General features: G+C 55.4%; 16 protein-coding genes. 15 read left to right on the forward strand and 1 reads right to left on the reverse strand.

The features are described from left to right. Window positions 1-7: 7 nt before the first annotated feature. The 9 genes from D6Z24_RS16815 to D6Z24_RS16855 are packed head-to-tail and all read left to right on the forward strand — an operon-like array spanning window position 8 to window position 9298. On the forward strand, window positions 8-1348 hold the full coding sequence (locus D6Z24_RS16815) for a glycosyltransferase family protein (protein WP_129127760.1): 1341 nt from the start codon (window positions 8-10) through the stop codon (window positions 1346-1348). Beyond that, entirely contained in the window at window positions 1345-2394 is a 1050-nt protein-coding gene (locus D6Z24_RS16820; protein ID WP_129127761.1) for a glycosyltransferase family protein, read from the forward strand. Before D6Z24_RS16815 ends, D6Z24_RS16820 begins: the two co-directional genes overlap by 4 nt. A gap of 59 nt (window positions 2395-2453) precedes the next feature. Further along, window positions 2454-3464: a polysaccharide biosynthesis protein gene (locus tag D6Z24_RS16825; RefSeq protein WP_129127762.1), complete on the forward strand. Its 1011-nt coding sequence runs from the start codon at window positions 2454-2456 to the stop codon at window positions 3462-3464. Further along, window positions 3461-4603: a polysaccharide biosynthesis C-terminal domain-containing protein gene (locus D6Z24_RS16830; RefSeq protein ID WP_281275043.1), complete on the forward strand. Its 1143-nt coding sequence runs from the start codon at window positions 3461-3463 to the stop codon at window positions 4601-4603. Before D6Z24_RS16825 ends, D6Z24_RS16830 begins: the two co-directional genes overlap by 4 nt. Then, the gene (gene wecB / locus D6Z24_RS16835; protein ID WP_129127763.1) at window positions 4590-5720 is read left to right on the forward strand and encodes a non-hydrolyzing UDP-N-acetylglucosamine 2-epimerase; all 1131 of its coding nucleotides are present in this window, start codon (window positions 4590-4592) and stop codon (window positions 5718-5720) included. Before D6Z24_RS16830 ends, wecB begins: the two co-directional genes overlap by 14 nt. After that, window positions 5721-6941: a glycosyltransferase family 4 protein gene (locus D6Z24_RS16840; RefSeq protein WP_129127764.1), complete on the forward strand. Its 1221-nt coding sequence runs from the start codon at window positions 5721-5723 to the stop codon at window positions 6939-6941. Further along, complete coding sequence (locus D6Z24_RS16845; RefSeq protein ID WP_129127765.1) at window positions 6938-7561, forward strand: GNAT family N-acetyltransferase; 624 nt, start codon at window positions 6938-6940, stop codon at window positions 7559-7561. Before D6Z24_RS16840 ends, D6Z24_RS16845 begins: the two co-directional genes overlap by 4 nt. Further along, a complete protein-coding gene (locus D6Z24_RS16850) occupies window positions 7554-8705 on the forward strand; it encodes a DegT/DnrJ/EryC1/StrS family aminotransferase (RefSeq protein ID WP_129127766.1) in 1152 nt (383 codons plus the stop codon). Before D6Z24_RS16845 ends, D6Z24_RS16850 begins: the two co-directional genes overlap by 8 nt. Beyond that, window positions 8702-9298 (forward strand): sugar transferase, encoded by a 597-nt coding sequence (locus tag D6Z24_RS16855; RefSeq protein ID WP_198419573.1) that lies wholly within the window; start codon window positions 8702-8704, stop codon window positions 9296-9298. The genes D6Z24_RS16850 and D6Z24_RS16855 overlap by 4 nt, the downstream gene beginning before the upstream one ends. Before the next feature lie 605 nt (window positions 9299-9903). Here D6Z24_RS16855 and D6Z24_RS16860 read toward each other — a convergent pair. Next, window positions 9904-10527: a fibronectin type III domain-containing protein gene (locus D6Z24_RS16860; RefSeq protein ID WP_129127767.1), complete on the reverse strand. Its 624-nt coding sequence runs from the start codon at window positions 10525-10527 to the stop codon at window positions 9904-9906. Window positions 10528-10800: 273 nt separating this feature from the next. Here D6Z24_RS16860 and D6Z24_RS16865 point away from each other — a divergent pair, with 273 nt between their 5' ends. The 6 genes from D6Z24_RS16865 to D6Z24_RS16890 all read left to right on the forward strand — a co-directional run bounded on the left by D6Z24_RS16865 (window position 10801) and on the right by D6Z24_RS16890 (window position 16743). After that, window positions 10801-12732, forward strand: coding sequence for a polysaccharide biosynthesis protein (locus tag D6Z24_RS16865; protein ID WP_129127768.1), 1932 nt, complete (start codon window positions 10801-10803; stop codon window positions 12730-12732). A gap of 244 nt (window positions 12733-12976) precedes the next feature. Continuing rightward, window positions 12977-13354, forward strand: coding sequence for a GxxExxY protein (locus tag D6Z24_RS16870; RefSeq protein WP_129127769.1), 378 nt, complete (start codon window positions 12977-12979; stop codon window positions 13352-13354). Between the two features lie 56 nt (window positions 13355-13410). After that, window positions 13411-15039, forward strand: a complete 1629-nt coding sequence (locus tag D6Z24_RS16875; RefSeq protein WP_129127770.1) for a capsule assembly Wzi family protein — start codon at window positions 13411-13413, stop codon at window positions 15037-15039. Window positions 15040-15310: 271 nt separating this feature from the next. Further along, window positions 15311-15565 carry a hypothetical protein gene (locus tag D6Z24_RS21675; protein WP_198419574.1) on the forward strand — a complete coding sequence of 85 codons (255 nt, stop codon included), beginning with the start codon at window positions 15311-15313 and terminating at the stop codon, window positions 15563-15565. Window positions 15566-15575: 10 nt separating this feature from the next. Next, window positions 15576-15851: a hypothetical protein gene (locus D6Z24_RS16885; protein ID WP_129127771.1), complete on the forward strand. Its 276-nt coding sequence runs from the start codon at window positions 15576-15578 to the stop codon at window positions 15849-15851. A gap of 7 nt (window positions 15852-15858) precedes the next feature. Continuing rightward, window positions 15859-16743 (forward strand): ExeA family protein, encoded by an 885-nt coding sequence (locus D6Z24_RS16890; RefSeq protein ID WP_246014699.1) that lies wholly within the window; start codon window positions 15859-15861, stop codon window positions 16741-16743. The last annotated feature ends 118 nt before the right edge of the window (window positions 16744-16861 follow it).

Below are 16861 nucleotides of genomic sequence, written 5' to 3' on the forward strand. Positions count from 1 at the left end.
CAGGCGTTTGAAGCAGAAGCGTTTCCCGAATGTGCTTATCATATCGAAGTCCATCATCAACGACAGGGACAGTGCAGGCGCCTCCTTGCGCAACTGGTTCATGCAATGGCCGAAGGAGAACCTGGCACAACTGTATTCAGGCGTCCTTTTTGAAGGGGAATCTTTCTGTGGCACCAACTTCCAGCTCGGCCGGGAGGAGAGACGCTTTGGTTCGCTTTTCCAACTGCTGAAGCATTCCTCTCTTGGCGCTTCGGCGCAGCCGATGCGAGCGGAAGTTCGCAGTCGGCGCACCGGCCCCTTTCGGCGTGCCGTCCACTCGCTCGGAAAGACGCTCGTAGGCAGCGGACTGTGGGAGCTCATCTTCACCCCTCGCGTTTCTACCGGGCTTGCAGGCTGGATAGAAACCTTTCGTCCGGAAGTTCTGTTCGTGCAAGGCTGCGACATCTCCTTTATGAGGTTAAGCCTTGAAATCAGCAAGCGGTATGACATTCCCATCTGCTTCAGTATAGTGGATGACTGGATCGAGCACCTGTATGAAACATCGTTGATCGCTCCATTGATCCAGCATGTCGCCAAGTTGAACTTCAGCGCATTGATCGCCCGTTCCCGGCTGCTCTATGCCATCGGTGATCTGATGGCGGAGGAATACCAGCGCCGCTACGGTATCCCTTTCTCTGTTCTGATGCAGTGCGACGATCCATCCCGTTATCGCATGGATGAGGTTCGAAAGGAAAACGGGGCTGTCAATATCGTGTATTCCGGGAGCCTCGCCTTGAACAGGTGGAAGCTTTTCGTCACCTTGGCAGAAGCTGTACGGATGCTGAGGAGCGAGGGGCTGCGCGTAGAGGTAACCGTTTACGCGCCGCTGGTCCCGGTCGAGGCGGAACCCGCGTTGCGCGACCTGGAGGTGGTGAGGGTGTTGCCAGCGCTGTCGGACCATGAAGTTCCGAAGGCATTGACGGGCGCGGACATCCTGTTTCTACCGGAATCCTTCGATGAGGACGTTCGTGCCTACACGCGGCTCTCGGTATCCACCAAGGCCCACCTCTACATGATGAGCAGGCGGCCCGTTTTGATCGTCGGCCCCCCCGAGATTGGCACCGTCGACTATGCGCGCAGGGGGGGGTGGGGGTACGTGGTAGATAAGGACGACAGCCTGCGATTGGCGGAGGCAATCCGGGTCTTAGTGTCGTCGCCGGAAATCTCTTGCGAGTTGGTGAGGCGCGGTGAGGAGATCGCGAGCAAAAACCATAGTGCGCCTTCGATCCGTGAGCGGTTGCTTCAGGAACTTTCGGATTGCGCGGCATATGGCGGAACCGGGAAAAGGCGGTACGAGAGGCAAGCATGAACGTCTGTCTTATAGGTTCTTCCAGTCTCAGGTACATGCCCTTTATCAGATGCTATGAGGAGGTGTTGCAGGCGAGCGGTGTTTCCTATGACATCGTTTACTGGGACAGATTCGGGCTTGATGAAGAGAAAGAGAATTCGATCGCCTTTCACCGGCCGGGGACGGCGCGAAAAGCCGCTCTCATTCCCGGTTATCTGGGATATCGCCGTTTTTTAAAGAACCGGCTGCACGGAGCCCGATACGATCTCTACGTTGTTTTTTCGGCGCAGATCGCGGTGCTGCTTTTTGGCTTTCTGATCGATAAACGTTTCGTCGTCGACGTCCGGGATTACACCTACGAAGGCTTTCTCCCGTTCCGATTGGCGTTAAGCGCCCTTTTCAAGAGGGCGATGCTGGTGTGCATCTCTTCCTCGGGATATCTTGAGTGGCTGCCTAAGTCCGGTAAACGCGTCATTTCGCACAACCTGATTGAAACGGACCTCGGCGCGGCACCACTTCCATTCGATTTCAGCAAGAAGGTCATGTCCTACATAGGCGCCATCTCCTACTATGATGCGAATGTGAAGTTCATCAGCCAGGTTCGGCGCCTTGAAGGCTTTGAGGTGCGTTACATCGGGAAGGGCGAGTGCGAGGCGTCTTTGGAGCAATACTGCCGCTGCGAAGGTGTGGGAAATGTCAAATTCTTCGGTCAATTCACCCCCGAACAGAAACGGCAGCACTATCTCGATGCCAATTTCGTGGTCGGGTGTTTTGGCTCCGAGACCGTTAACGGGAGGTGCACGATGCCGAACCGGCTGTACGAGTCCTGCCTGTACCGCCGCCCCATCATCGTGAACAAGGGGACCTTCCTCGGTGAGATGGTAGACAAGTACGGTCTCGGAATTTCCGTCGAGCAGGACAGGGTCGCGGATATGGAACCTGAATTGAGTCGCTTTTACGACCCCGGGTATTACGAAGCTTATGGGCGGAGATGCGAACGGTACCTGGCTACGGTCAAGGCTGACCTTGCGACATTCCAGCAGGCCTTTGGATCACTTCTTTATTGAGCGAGAACAAGCGCGACAACAAGCGCTGCTCTTCTGATTAATTCAAAATGGAGGACGATGTGTTTTCAGGGAAAACTCTTTTGATAACTGGTGGGACAGGTTCTTTCGGTAATGCGGTATTGCGTCGGTTTCTTCACACCGACATCAAGGAGATCCGCGTTTTTTCTCGCGACGAGAAAAAGCAAGAGGACATGCGCATCGACCTGAAGAACTCCAAACTGAAATTTTACATAGGCGACGTCCGCAGTTATGAGAGCATCTATTCCGCGCTCGACGGAGTCGATTTCGTCTTCCATGCCGCGGCGCTTAAACAAGTTCCGTCCTGTGAGTTCTACCCGATGGAAGCGGTGCGCACCAATGTGCTGGGAACGGAAAACATGCTCAACGCCGCTCTGGCTTGCGGCGTCAAAAAGGTCATCACACTCAGCACTGACAAGGCGGTGTACCCCATAAATGCCATGGGGATATCGAAGGCTATGATGGAAAAATTGATGGTCGCCAAGGCGCGCACCTCCGATGAAGAAAAGACCGTGTTCTCAGGTACGCGCTACGGCAACGTCATGGCATCGCGTGGTTCGGTAATTCCCCTGTTCGTGAAACAGATACGTGAAGGGCTGCCACTCACGGTAACCGATCCCAACATGACGCGATTCCTCATGTCTCTGGACGATGCGGTAGACCTGGTCCTTTATGCCTTCAGCAACGCCCGCCAAGGCGACATATTCGTGCAGAAGGCGCCCGCCTCCACCATCCACGATCTCGCGGTTGCTGTACGCGAACTGTTCGACGCGAAGAACCAGATCAAGATCATCGGGACACGGCACGGCGAAAAGCTCTATGAAACGCTGCTGACGCGCGAGGAACTCTCCAAAGCGGAGGATATGGGCGACTACTATCGGATCATCCCCGATGAACGTGACCTAAACTACGGGAAGTACTTCACCGAGGGAGAGGAAAAAATCTCGCAGATAGAGGATTATAACTCCCACAACACGCAACGTCTGACGGTCACGGGAATCAAGGAAAAGCTGCTGAAACTAGACTACATAAGACAAGAACTGGGGCTATGACGGCGATGAAGGTACTGATAACAGGCGCTAACGGTTTCATCGGGAAAAACCTCTCCCTCACTCTCGGGCAGCGCAAGGACCTGGAGTTATCTTGCTACGACATCGACAGCGACTCCGCCTCCCTGGAAAGGCTGGTGCTCGAGGCCGACTTCATCTGTCACCTGGCTGGGGTGAACCGTCCTCAAAGCATCGAGGAGTTTGCCACGGGAAACACCGGTTGCACCGAGAGTGTCGTCTCGATATTGCGTGAACATGGCAAAGTGACTCCCTTTCTCATTTCCTCCTCCATACAGGCCGCCCATGGGAACTCGTACGGGGTGAGCAAACGCGATGCGGAAGAGGTGGTGTTCTCCTACGGTCGTGACTGCGGGGTTTGCGTGTACGTTTACCGTCTCCCGAACGTGTTCGGTAAGTGGTGCCGCCCCAATTACAACAGTGCCGTGGCGACGTTTTGCCACAACATCGCCCATGACCTTCCGATACAGGTCAACGATCCGTCAGTGGTGATGAATCTGGTTTACATCGACGATGTGGTTGCCTCGTTTGTGGCCGCCATCGACGGACGTCTTGCATCGGATAGCGTCGCCTTTCGGGACGTTCAGCCTGTGCATACGGCTAAGCTCGGGGACATCGCGGAGTTGATCAGGAGCTTTCGAAGGACGCGGCAGGAGAGGGGGGTTCCCCAACTCGACGATCCTTTCGTCAAGAAACTCTACAGCACCTACCTTAGCTATCTTCCCGTTCGTGAATTCAGCTATCCTCTCAAAATGAATGTGGACGATAGAGGGTCCTTCACCGAGTTCCTAAGGACTCCCGATCGCGGCCAGGTCTCCGTGAATATCTCAAGACCCGGAATAACGAAGGGGAACCACTGGCATCACACGAAGAATGAAAAATTTCTGGTGGTGAGTGGAGAGGGGGTCATCCGTTTCAGGAAGGTCGGGAGCGATGACGTCATAGAATACCCGGTAAGCGGTGCTAAATTGGAAGTGGTCGATATTCCGACCGGTTACACGCACAATATCAGCAACACCGGAAGTGGTGATCTGGTGACGGTTATGTGGTGCAATGAACTGTTCGACCCGGAACATCCAGACACGATTTTTGAAAATGTGGAGCGCAAACATGAAAAAGATTAGAGTGATGACGGTCGTCGGCACGCGGCCTGAGATCATACGTCTGTCCCGTGTGATGGCTAAGCTAGATGAACATGCTGAGCATATCCTGGTGCATACTGGGCAGAATTACGACTACGAGCTGAATGAGATCTTTTTTCACGACCTGGGGGTGAAGAGGCCGGACCATTTTTTGGAGGCTGCCGGTGCCAGCGCCGCCGAGACCATCGGGCAACTAATCATCAAAGTGGACCAGGTGCTGGAGAAAGAGCAGCCTGAGGCGCTTCTCGTTTTGGGGGACACCAACAGCTGTCTCGCAGCCATTCCCGCCAAGCGTCGCAAAGTCCCTATCTTCCACATGGAGGCGGGCAACCGATGCTTTGATCAGAGGGTCCCTGAGGAGACCAACAGAAAGATCGTTGATCACATAAGTGACATTAACCTCACCTACAGCTCTATTGCTAGAGAGTACTTGCTGCGCGAGGGACTGCCGCCGGACCGCATCATCAAAACCGGTAGCCCGATGTTCGAGGTGCTGAGCACCTACCTGCCGAAAATCGATGCCTCCGACGTGCTCGTCCGCTTGGGGCTTTCCCGTGGTGATTACTTCGTGGTGAGCGCGCACCGGGAGGAGAATGTCGATTCTGAAGTTAACCTCATAAAGCTCGCGGCGATCCTGAATGGCATCGCCGAACGCTACGGCAAGAGGATCATCGTCTCAACCCATCCCCGTACCCGGAAACGCATAGAGGAAAAGGGGCTCTGCTTTCACGAAAAGGTGGAGCTTCTGAAGCCGCTTGGTTTTTCGGACTACGTCCATCTTCAGATACACGCTTTTGCCGTCTTATCCGACAGTGGCACCATCACCGAGGAGTCTTCCATCCTTAATTTCCCGGCCCTCAATATCCGTGAGGCGCATGAACGTCCCGAGGGGATGGAGGAGGCGGCAGTTATGATGACCGGACTGACGCTCGACCGGGTGTTTCAGGGACTCGCTATTCTGGAGAGGCAGGGGCGTGGCGAAGCGAGGACGCTCCGACCGGTTTGTGACTACACCATGCCAAACGTCTCAGACAAGGTGCTCCGGGTTATCATCAGCTATATTGACTATGTGAACCGCACCGTTTGGAAAAAACCCTAGATGCGCGTTCTGATGATTACTCAGCTGTTTCAGCCGGAGCCTAACCATCTTAAGGGACTCGAATTTGCCAAGGAGTTGTCTCGCCTGGGGCATGAGGTGGAGGTTCTCACTGGGTTTCCAAATTACCCAGGCGGGCGGATCTATTCTGGCTATCGGCAGCGATTCTGGCAGCGCGAGGTGCTCGATGGGATTCGGGTGACCAGGGTCCCTCTTTATGCCGACCACAGCAGTTCCGGATTTAAGCGGATACTTTGTTATGTGAGCCTTGCCATCACCATTTGTTTTCCTGGGCTGTTGCTGGTGCGTCGGCCTGACGTAGTGCATGTCTATCAAGGACCCGCCACCTTGGCGATGCCGGCAATGCTGCTACGCTTGCTATTCAAGATCCCATATGTCTTGGACGTTCAGGACCTCTGGCCTGAGAGCGTCACCAGTTCAGGCATGTTTGTGACTTCAAGGCTAAGCTTTATCCTTGACTTGTGGTGCAAGTTGACGCACCTGTTCGCCTCAAAGATTGTCGTTCTTTCGCCAGGGTACCAGCGTGCTCTTGCCGGACGTGGGGTGTCTCCCGATAAGATTGAAGTCGTTTACAATTGGTGTGGCGAAAGAGCTGCTTCAATGGACAATGAGAAGTGCGGAAACGATAGTTTCGGTCTTGCTGATCATTTTTCTGTCATTTATGCCGGTAACCTTGGCAAGGTCCAGGCCCTTGATGCCGTTCTCGAGGCTGCCCAAATACTGGAAGTTTCCCATCCGGATGTACTTTTTATCTTGGTGGGCGCCGGTGTAGATTCCGAAAGACTTCAGAACCTGTGTCAGCAAAAGAAGATTAAGAATGTCCTTTTTATTCCACGACAGCCAGTCTCAGAGATCGACCGCATCCTTCAAAAGGCCCAGGTGCTGTTGATTCACCTCCGGGACGATCCGCTCTGCCGCATTGGAATCCCTCAAAAGACACAGGCTTACCTTGCTGCCGGACGCCCAATCCTTGTTGCCGTTAAAGGGGAAACGGCCGACCTCGTAGCGCGGGCAAAAGGAGGGGTTGCGTGCGAGCCGGGAAATGCCGCTAGCATCGCGCATGCGGTGACCGAGCTGCATCGTCTCACCCCTAGGACGCGTGAGGAAATGGGGCGAAATGGCAGGAGCTACTACGAGCGAAACCTCAGCTTTGTGGTAGGGGTAAAGCGAATGGAAGCAGTGCTCAAAGGAGCTGCCTCATGAACAATTTATTGGTTCCGCTCAGGCCGGAACACGTTCCGGACGTTGTGCAGACCCACCTAGCAAGTTTCCCAGGATTTTTCCTGTCATTTCTGGGAGCGCGATTTCTTGCCGTGTACTATAACGGCATTTGCTCAACACCCGAGGGTATCGGATTTTGCTACCTCAATGCCTCGGGAGTTCCAGCCGGTTTTGTTGTTGGCTCCTCGAACCCTAGGGGTTTCTATTCTAGGCTTCTCAGGCGACACTGGCTAAGTTTCTCACTTGCTTCGGTTCGGGCGGTCTTGCGGAAGCCCTCGGTGCTCGGGCGTGTTGCACGAGGTTTTCTACACCCTGGGGGGAACCCCGTCGGCAACCACGTGGCAGGGCTCTACTCCATCGGGGTCCTTCCCGAACTGCAGGGAACAGGGGCGGGCAAAAAACTGGTGAATGCATTCCTGTTCGAGGCTGCCAACCGCGGCTGCAATCGGGTTTTTCTCACCACCGATCGAGATGGTAATGAAGCCGTTAACATTTTTTATCAGAAGCTAGGCTTCACGCTCGAGCGTCAGTACCAAACGCGGGAAGGACGTAGCATGAACGAGTACTGGATCTCTGTGGCAAAGGATGGTGAGAATGAGTGATTTTCTACCTTTTGCACTCCCGGACATTGGGGAAGAAGAAATAGCTGAAGTCCTTGATTCGCTTCGTTCCGGTTGGCTCACAACCGGGCCTAAGACAAAACGCTTCGAACAGGAGTTCGCTGCCTTTATCGGCGGAAATGTAGAGGCTGTTGCTGTCAACTCCGCTACTGCCGGGTTACACTTGGCGCTTGAGGCAATCGGCATCGGTCCGGGTGACGAGGTTATCACCACAACTCATACATTTACCTCAACTGCTGAAGTCGTCAGGTATCTTGGTGCTGATCCTGTCCTTGTCGATATCGATCCGTTGACATTGAATATTGATCCCGCTGCTGTAGAGCGTGCGATAACGCCGCGCACACGCGCCATTATCCCTGTGCATTTTTCGGGTCTCTCCTGCGATATGGATTCCATCTTTGCGCTGGCACGCAAGCACGGGTTAAAGGTCGTGGAAGATGCAGCACATGCACTTCCCGCCACCTGCCATGGGAAACTGATCGGCTCTCTGAATAGCGATGCCACCGTCTATAGCTTCTACGCCACCAAGACGATCACCACTGGCGAGGGTGGAATGGTGGTGACCGCTAGCCCGGAGATCGCTGCGCGTTGCCGTACTATGCGACTGCATGGCATCAGCCGCGACGCCTTCGATCGCTATACATCAAAAAAGCCGGCGTGGTTCTACGAGGTTGTGGCACCAGGCTTTAAGTACAATATGACTGATATTGCTGCCTCAATCGGGTTGCACCAGATTAAGAAGGCGTGGCAGTTCCAGGCGCGCCGTCAGGAGATGGCGCAATATTATGACAAGGCATTAGAAAGGCTCCCGGTGCTGTTGCCGCCAAAGGCTCCTGCTGGAGACACTCATGCGTGGCACCTTTACGTCCTCAGGCTGGAGCCATCCGCCAAGGTAAAGAGAGACCATTTCATCGAGTTGATGGCTGAACGCGGGATTGGTTGCAGCGTGCACTTTATCCCGCTTCATCTCCATCCTTACTGGCGAGACCGATATGCACTCAAGCCGGAAGACTTTCCTTGTGCTCAAGAAATATACGGACGATCTGTCAGTCTCCCTCTCTTTACAAAAATGACTGAAGCGGATCAACAGAAGGTAATCGATGCGGTGCGGGGTATTCTCACGTGATCGCCAAGAGGCTGTTTGATTTATTCTTTGCCCTTCCGGCTCTTTTGGTCCTTATGCCTATCTTCGTTGTGATAGCCTTCTGGATCAAGCTTGATTCTACTGGTCCGGTGTTGTTCAGGCAAGAACGTGTGGGGCTTAAAGGGAAGATTTTTCAGATACTAAAGTTCCGAACCATGTGGGTAGATGCAGAGGGAAAAGGCCGTCAAATTACAGTGGGGAAAGATCCCAGAATCACCCGCTCGGGAGAATTCCTGCGCAAATCAAAGCTAGACGAATTGCCACAGCTTTTTAATGTCATCCTAGGAGAAATGAGTCTCGTTGGTCCGCGACCAGAGGTCCCACGATACGTTGCCCTCTATTCCAAAAAGCAGAGAGAGCGCATCCTTTCTGTCCCGCCTGGCATTACTGATTTCGCATCAATAGAGTTTCGGGATGAGAGTACAATACTTGCAAGAGCAAACGATCCTGAATTGGCTTATATACGTGAGGTCATGCCCATTAAGCTGGCTCTTTGCGAGCGCTACGTCGCGCAGAGAACGCTGTGGGTTGATTTACTCCTTATTTTGCGCACATTCAAGGCAATCGTTGCTTGAGTATCATGCTTTTGGCGAAGGTGTATAACGCCTTCTCCTCAAACTTGACGGATTTTACCTCAATGTCTGGCGGATTTTGCAATTGGATTAGACTCTAAGTCGAAAGAGTGAAGAGGTCAGGCACTAGGTGGAGCTTTCAGAAAGGTAGATAGACGGATTCACACCCTCGGATAGACCATACCGACGCGCTCGACGGGGGAATCGCCATGACTTTTCGGTGGTATGTCGACAACATAGAGACGAAGACGTCAGCGGGCGAAGGTTGATGGATTGAAAACTGTTAGTTTTTGCCCGAAACCGTTGTTTTTCACCCCAAAACTGTTGCTTTTTACCCCAAAACCGTTTGTTTTTAGGTGAAAAGCAACAGTTTTGACCCGAAAACTTTTAGTTTTCCTGCAAAAGCAAAAGTTTTTGCCCTAAAACTTTTGCTTTTGGGGGTAAAAGCGATAGTTTTGACCTGAAAACTGTTAGTTTTTGGTCGAGAATAGAAGTTTTGGATAGCCGGATCGAAACTGCGGTGCAGGGACTGCTGAGGATGCCGTGAGAAGAGACAAAAAAGTCCCCGAAGGCAGCGGCCTGCGGGGACTTAATGGTGGAAGGGCGGATCAGATGCACATCAGCGAAACGATCTGCGACCAGGGACCGTAGCCGTTGGCGCCTACCGCCCTCACCCGGAACCAATAGACCGTTCCCGGGATGAGACCCGTAACCAAAAGATGCATCGCCTTGGTCCCGGTTCCGCAATGCCTCCAGTTCGCTTCGACGGACGGGTCGCCGATGCAGCATGAGATGTCGTAGCTCTTCGCCCCTTTCACCGGCTTGGTCTTCAGCGACATCTCTCCCGAATTTGGGCCGTGCTGCGCCCGCGGGGTGTCAGGGCTCGTCAAGACAGCGGTGGTCGGTTTCCTGACTTTCGCGGGAGGAACCCCGAACGCATCCAACAGCTCGGGATGTTCCACGGCCGCGTGACGCACCAGTGTGAAGAAGATGCTGAACTTGCGGTCCAGCTTCTGCCGGGCAGCCTTCAACCGCTTCGCCTTCTCCGGGTCCCCGTCGGCCGCGGCACTGAACGCCGCCTTGTGCTCTTCGTCGACTTCCTGGAGCTCCTGTTGCTTTGGAAAGCAGGCCTCGACAAGCGCGTACAGGTTGGGGTCCCTCGACATGGCGACCACGACGGCTGCCGTTCTCGGAATCGCTTCCGCACTGCTGAGTAGCGTGATGTTGTCCATAGGCGTCTCCTCTCTTGATGGCGTTAAAGACGCCTAACGTTACCGCGGAGAGCTTTCGGAGTCAAACGATTCCTTGGAGATTTATAATTTTCCTTTTCTCAGGTGCGGGAGGCTCCCCGCCGATGAGTATAAGTCGTAGAAGCGGCAAGCACGACTGATAGCGTTTTTCATATTGTTAACGCTTGCTTCCTTAAGGTTTTGTGATATTTTTCCCTGCTGTCGTTCTTTTGTTCGGTGCCCGGCCAGGTCCGGGCGTTGCCGTAGGAGGGGTTCATGATACACGCCAGACGGGTCCTGGTGTTTTTCCTCGATGTGGTGCTTGTTGCCGCTGCGTTCTTCCTTTCGTTTCTCCTTCGTTTCGATTTTCAGATCCGACCGAACCAGGTGGAGAACCTGAAAACCGGCCTCGTCGTCGCCATGGCGGTGAAGCCCGCCATGTTCGTCGCCTCCGGGGTCTACCGCAGCATCTGGCGCTACGCCTCGTTGCAGGACGCCTACGAGATCTTCAAGATAGTCTCCCTTTCTTCAGCCGTTTCAGCCCTTACCCTCGTATATATAAAGGGCCCCTTCGGGATGCCGCGCTCCATTTATATCCTGGACTGGTTCCTGCTCTTCGCCCTCGTCGCCGCGAGCCGGCTCGTGTGGAGGATCTACCGCGAAACGAAGATCATCCCCGGTCTGTGTAAGGGAAAGAGGACGCTCATCATCGGTGCAGGAGAGGCGGGGAACCTTCTTCTCAAGGAGATTCGCAAGCAGCCTGAGGCCGCGTACAACGTGTTGGGCTTCGTGGACGACGACCCTCAGAAGATGGGCATGCGGCTCTCCGGGGTCCGCGTCCTTGGGGGGACGAGCAGGCTCAGCGGTCTGGTACGCAAACACAACATCGAGGAAGTCATCTTCGCCATCCCCTCCGGGGACAGGGATCTCATGCGCCGCGTCATCGCTAACTGCGAGAGGACCAAGGCGCGCTTCAAGACGCTCCCCGGCATTACGGAGATGATCGACGGCGACGTCTCCATGAGCCACATAAAGGACGTGGAGATCGAGGACCTCCTGGGGCGCGATCCCGTGGTGCTCGACCAGTCCGCAATCCGCAACTACCTGACCGACAAGAGGGTTATGGTGACCGGCGCGGCAGGAAGCATCGGAAGCGAGATCTGTCGCCAGGTGGCCCGTTTCAAGCCGGCCAAAATCGTGCTTTTCGACCACGCCGAGACCCCGCTCTTCTACATCGAGAAGGAGCTCTCCGAAAGTTTCCCGGACCTGCGCATCATCCCGATGGTGGGGGACGTGAAGAACCAGGACCGCGTCGAGGCGGTGTTCGACGAGTTCGAGCCTGAGGTCGTCTTCCATGCCGCGGCGTACAAGCATGTCGCCATGATGGAATACAACCCGGCCGAGGCCGTGCTGAACAACGTCATGGGGTCGAGGATCGTCGCTGATGCGGCGCACAAGTACAAGGTGCGCAACTTCGTGATGGTCTCGACCGACAAGGCGGTGAACCCGACCAACGTGATGGGGGCCACCAAGCGAAGCGCGGAGATCTACGTGCAGGCGCTGGCCGCGAAGAGCCAGACGAAGTTCACGACGGTACGCTTCGGCAACGTGCTCGGAAGTAACGGCAGCGTCATCCCTCTTTTCAAGGAGCAGATCAGGAAAGGGGGGCCGGTCACGGTCACCGACAAGGACGTGGTGCGCTACTTCATGACCATACCCGAGGCGTCGCAACTCGTGATGCAGGCGGGGTGCATAGGTCACGGCGGCGAGATCTTCGTGCTCGACATGGGAGAGCCGGTCCGCATCCTTTCCCTTGCCGAGGAGCTGATCCGTCTTTCCGGTTTCATCCCGTACAAGGAGATCGACATCCGGTTCACCGGCTTGAAGCCCGGCGAGAAGCTTTTCGAGGAACTGCTGATCGACGGGGAGGGGATCAAGCTGACCAGTCACAAGAAGATCCGGGTCATGGCGCCGGTGGAGACCGATCTCAAGCAGGTGAGCGCGGATCTGGAGGAGCTTTTTGGGTTTGCGAAAAGCCATGAGCTGGATGCCGTTTTGCGCACGCTCAGGCGTGTCGTGCCCGAGTTCGTGCCGCGGTATCATTTCGAGGCCGCCCCCCCGTTTGCCTTCCAGAGGGTGAGGCCCGACCTCTTCCCACCTCAGAAACTCGCCCTCGTCCGCAACCTGCGAGAGGAAACGGCGGCGTAAAACCGAACCCTTTTGTCACGCAAAGCCGCAAAGACGCAAAGACAAGCAAAAAACCTAAAAAGACATCGGGTTAACCCCTACAGGCATACACCTTCTCTAACGCAAAGCCGCAAAGGCGCAAAGACAAACCGAAGCAAATAAAGATTTGGTTTTAACCATAAATCTTTTTGATGGTTTGTGCTTTGGGCTTACTTTGCGACTTTGCGCCTTGAGTGAGCGCAGCGAACGGGCGTGAGATCATTTTATGACCGAAAATGAAATTGCTTCTGTAATCGTCGACGCATCTTACAAGGTTCATACAGCGCTGGGCCCTGGTTTACTTGAATCTGTATATGAAGCCGTATTGGCCTATGAGCTGGAACGAAGGAACATGCTCGTGTGCCGCCAGATGATTTTACCGGTTATCTACGAGTCTGTTGTCCTGGATGAAGGTTATCGTGCTGACATCGTGGTAGGAAACAAGGTTATCATCGAACTTAAATCAGTAGAAAAGGTTGTTCCCGTACACTCGAAACAGCTTCTTACTTATCTCCGGTTATCCAAAATGAAACTTGGCCTGCTGATCAATTTTGGGGATAACTTAATCAAAGATGGCATCACCAGAGTCGTGAACGGTTTGTGACACAACCGCTTTTGGTCTACTTTGCGCCTTTGCGTCTTTGCGTGACATGGGGTCCTATGCGTTTTTATCTGTTCGTGCTTGTTGCAGTCCTTAGCGTCTCTTCCTCCGCTTTTGCGCTTTCGTCCCCGAATATTCCCTTAGACAGTCCCATCTATTTCTACCTCGAGAAACTCTCGGGTTTCGGCCTGGTCTCTTCTGACGTGAAGGGAATCCGTCCCTTCTCTCGCGCCGAGGCGGCACGTATGGTCCGGGAGGCCGAAGAGAAAACCGTATCCGGCGCTACCTCGCCGCTCGCCACGGAACTGATCACGCGCCTCAAGGAACTCTTGCCCCGCGAACTGACTTACTACGGTCGCGAGGAGTCGGCTCCTGCCTTCGACTACGACCCGCTCACAACGGCCCGTCTGCGCTACGTCTACTTGGACGGAGCACCGAGAAGCTATTTCCGCGCCGTGCATGACCCGGGCGACGACGGCGTGTTCGGCATCGGCGGCGGTCTGCGTCCCTCGAATCCCTATCCCTCGCCGGTGCTGCAGCGGGGCGGCGAGGGGACGCCTCTTTTCGAAAACAACGACGGCTTGGTCTACAAAAGAGGGACCAACCTGGACTTGATGGGTAGCGGTGAGCTCTACTTCGGCGCCATGGGAAGCGCGCTCGTCGAGCCGCAGCTCCTTTGGTCGGAGGCGGACGATGAGGCGAGGGTGCGCCTGAACCGCGGCTACGTGAAAATCGGCGGAAAGGGGCTGGAACTGGAGGTGGGGCGCGATGAGAACTGGTTCGGCCCTGGCTACCGCGGTGCCGTCACGCTGACCAACAACGCCAGAAACCTCGACCAGGTAAAGCTCTCCAGTCCCGAGTTGGTGAAGAGTAAATACCTGTGGGACCTCAAGTACTCCCTGGTCTTCTCCCGGCTGGAGAAAACGGTCACCGACGGAAGGGAGCGCGAGCCGTACTTCTTCGCGGCAAAGCTCGCCATGAAACCGCTTGAAAACCTCGAGTTCGGCATAAACCTCGGAAGGCAGGCGGGCGGCCCCGGCGTCGACAACGGCTTTGGCGCCACGGTGCGCGGCCTTATCGGGGGCACGAGCGACGACAACTCCAACTCCATCGCCGGTTTCGATCTGCGGCTGAGACTTCCCCGGCTGCGAAACACCGAGTTGTACGGCGAGCTCTCCGGCGAAGACGCCGCAGCCTTCTGGCCCATCGTGGAGAGCTACGTCGCCGGCTTCTACATACCGAGGCTCACCGACAGCGGCCAGGACGACCTGCGCTTCGAGTACTTCCGCGGCAACCGCATCCTCTACACCAACGGCACCTTCCCGGAAGGGTACCTCTACCACGGCATGCCGCTCGGTCACTCGCAGGGTGGCGCCGTCCAGGACTTCTTCCTGCGTTACAGCCACTGGTTCTCCGTACGCAACAACCTCGCGCTGGAGGCGTTCCATACCCGGCGCGGCGACTACGGCCGCGTCACCGTCGACGAGACGGGGAGGTACGACGCCGCAGGCGTCATGCAGGCGATCGAGCGCAAGAACGCCCTGCGTGCGTCGTGGACCTTCCCGGTCTTCAAGGAGTGGAGCGCCCTGCTTCTCTACGGTCAGGAATGGGTCCACAACTACGAGCTGCGCGCCGGCGACACGCGGATGAACCGGCTTCTCCGCGCCGAACTCACCTACCGCTACTGATCCCACCCATTTCTTCCTCGATCCCGTCACCTGCCCAAGCTACCTCCCCCTGGAGGGGGGAGGCTGGGAGGGGGGAAGCCTGAACCTGACGCTGCGCGCCCCCTCCCTGACCCTCCCCCTCCGGGGGCGGGGACGAAGCAATGCCATGGCCCAAGGTTCCCTCCTTGGCGAAAGGGAGGGGGAAGCTCTTCGCTTGTGTTGACGGCCGCGCTGTGGCATAGTCTCTCCTGTTGAATTTCCCGACATTTCTTCCGACTCACGCGAGGCCGCCATGAAAAAAGAAAACCTTGAGGTGTTGCTGGAAGACATCAACAGCAAGTTCCAATTTGTTGTCGAGAGTCATGAGGCTCTTCGCAGCGAGATCCACGATTTGAGCCGAAGAACCGATGAACGCTTCGATCTGTTCGATTTCAAATTTGACACCCTAAACAAAAAAATCGATGCGATCGCCGATGACCTTTCTGCCCACAGGGCCGACACCGAGGCGCACCACGGCGCCTACCGTATCATGGAGAGAGAAGGTTAGGAGGTTCCCCATGAAAAAAGAAAACTTTGAGGTGCTGCTGGAAGACATCAACAGCAAGTTCCAATTTGTTGTAGAGAGCTATGAGGTGCTTCGCAGCGACATCAGCGAATTGCGCCGTGATACCCGTGAGCGTTTCGATTTCGCGGACTTCAAGTTCGATACCCTCACTAAAAGGGTTGACGGACTTGAAAAGAAAATTGACGCGATCGCCGATGACCTTTCCGCCCACAGGGCCGATACCGAGGCGCACCACGGCGCGTACCACGTAATGGAGAGAGAGGGATAACCCCCGCATGCCTGCGATGTACTGCGAATTTTACGGCTTTAGGGAGAGCCCGTTCACCCTCACTCCCAACCCCCGCTTTCTCTTCATGAGTGAACAGCACCGGGAGGCGTACGCGCATCTCATCTACGCCGTCGACCACCGCGCGGGTTTCGTCGAGCTGACCGGCGAGGTCGGTACCGGCAAGACGACGCTTCTGCGCACCTTCCTGGGCAAACTCGACCAGGATGGACACCGTACCGCCCTCATTTTCAACCCATGTCTTTCCGACCTCGAGCTTTTGAAGAGCGTCAACCGCGAGTTCGGCCTTGCCTGGGAATCGGAGAGCAGGGTGGAACTGCTGCAGGTCCTGAACGCGTTTCTGCTTGAACAAAAAGAGGCGGGGCGCTGCGTCGTGCTGGTGATGGATGAGGCTCAGAACCTGCCTGCCGAGGTGCTGGAGCAGATCCGTCTCATCTCGAACCTCGAGACGGAGACCGACAAGCTGATCCAGATCGTTCTTTCCGGCCAGCCGGAGCTTTTGTCGGTACTTGCGCGCAAGGAGCTGCGCCAGTTGAACCAGCGCGTTACCGTGCGCTATCATCTGCTTCCCATGGACTTCGAGAGCACGGAGCGTTACATAGACCACCGCATGGAGCTCGCCGGGTGCTATCGCGCCGCGGAGTTTTCCAAGGCTGCCATGAAACGGATCTACCGTTTCTCCGGCGGGGTGCCTAGGCTGGTGAACGTGGTGTGTGACCGCGCCCTGCTCATCGGCTTTACCGAGGAGGCGCGGACCATCACCGGCAAGATGGCGGCCCAGGCCGTTTCCGAGGTGGGTGGTTTCTCCCCTTACGGCACTACCTCAAACGTGTTGTGCCGCGTCTTCGGAAGAAACCTATTCAAACAGGGATGAATGGGATAAAGGGGATAACACCTTAAAGGCACAACCGGTGTCACGCCAAGACGCAAAGTCGCAAAGTAAATCTAAAAACCCGAACGTCTTTTTTTGGGGTAAACCAAAATCCTGGTTC

The sequence above is a fragment of the Geomonas oryzae genome (assembly GCF_004117875.1).
GTDB classification, from domain to species: Bacteria; Desulfobacterota; Desulfuromonadia; order Geobacterales; family Geobacteraceae; genus Geomonas; species Geomonas oryzae.

Excerpts from the sequence above, each read along its gene's own strand:
- D6Z24_RS21675 (WP_198419574.1), top strand. The coding sequence starts at position 15,311 with ATGAAAAAAGAAAACCTTGAGGTGTTGCTGGAAGACATCAACAGCAAG.
- D6Z24_RS16865 (WP_129127768.1), top strand. The coding sequence starts at position 10,801 with ATGATACACGCCAGACGGGTCCTGGTGTTTTTCCTCGATGTGGTGCTT.
- D6Z24_RS16870 (WP_129127769.1), top strand. The coding sequence starts at position 12,977 with ATGACCGAAAATGAAATTGCTTCTGTAATCGTCGACGCATCTTACAAG.
- D6Z24_RS16890 (WP_246014699.1), top strand. The coding sequence starts at position 15,859 with ATGCCTGCGATGTACTGCGAATTTTACGGCTTTAGGGAGAGCCCGTTC.
- D6Z24_RS16840 (WP_129127764.1), top strand. The coding sequence starts at position 5,721 with ATGCGCGTTCTGATGATTACTCAGCTGTTTCAGCCGGAGCCTAACCAT.
- D6Z24_RS16885 (WP_129127771.1), top strand. The coding sequence starts at position 15,576 with ATGAAAAAAGAAAACTTTGAGGTGCTGCTGGAAGACATCAACAGCAAG.
- D6Z24_RS16860 (WP_129127767.1), bottom strand. The coding sequence starts at position 10,527 with ATGGACAACATCACGCTACTCAGCAGTGCGGAAGCGATTCCGAGAACG.
- D6Z24_RS16845 (WP_129127765.1), top strand. The coding sequence starts at position 6,938 with ATGAACAATTTATTGGTTCCGCTCAGGCCGGAACACGTTCCGGACGTT.
- D6Z24_RS16830 (WP_281275043.1), top strand. The coding sequence starts at position 3,461 with ATGACGGCGATGAAGGTACTGATAACAGGCGCTAACGGTTTCATCGGG.
- D6Z24_RS16875 (WP_129127770.1), top strand. The coding sequence starts at position 13,411 with ATGCGTTTTTATCTGTTCGTGCTTGTTGCAGTCCTTAGCGTCTCTTCC.
- wecB (WP_129127763.1), top strand. The coding sequence starts at position 4,590 with ATGAAAAAGATTAGAGTGATGACGGTCGTCGGCACGCGGCCTGAGATC.
- D6Z24_RS16850 (WP_129127766.1), top strand. The coding sequence starts at position 7,554 with ATGAGTGATTTTCTACCTTTTGCACTCCCGGACATTGGGGAAGAAGAA.
- D6Z24_RS16820 (WP_129127761.1), top strand. The coding sequence starts at position 1,345 with ATGAACGTCTGTCTTATAGGTTCTTCCAGTCTCAGGTACATGCCCTTT.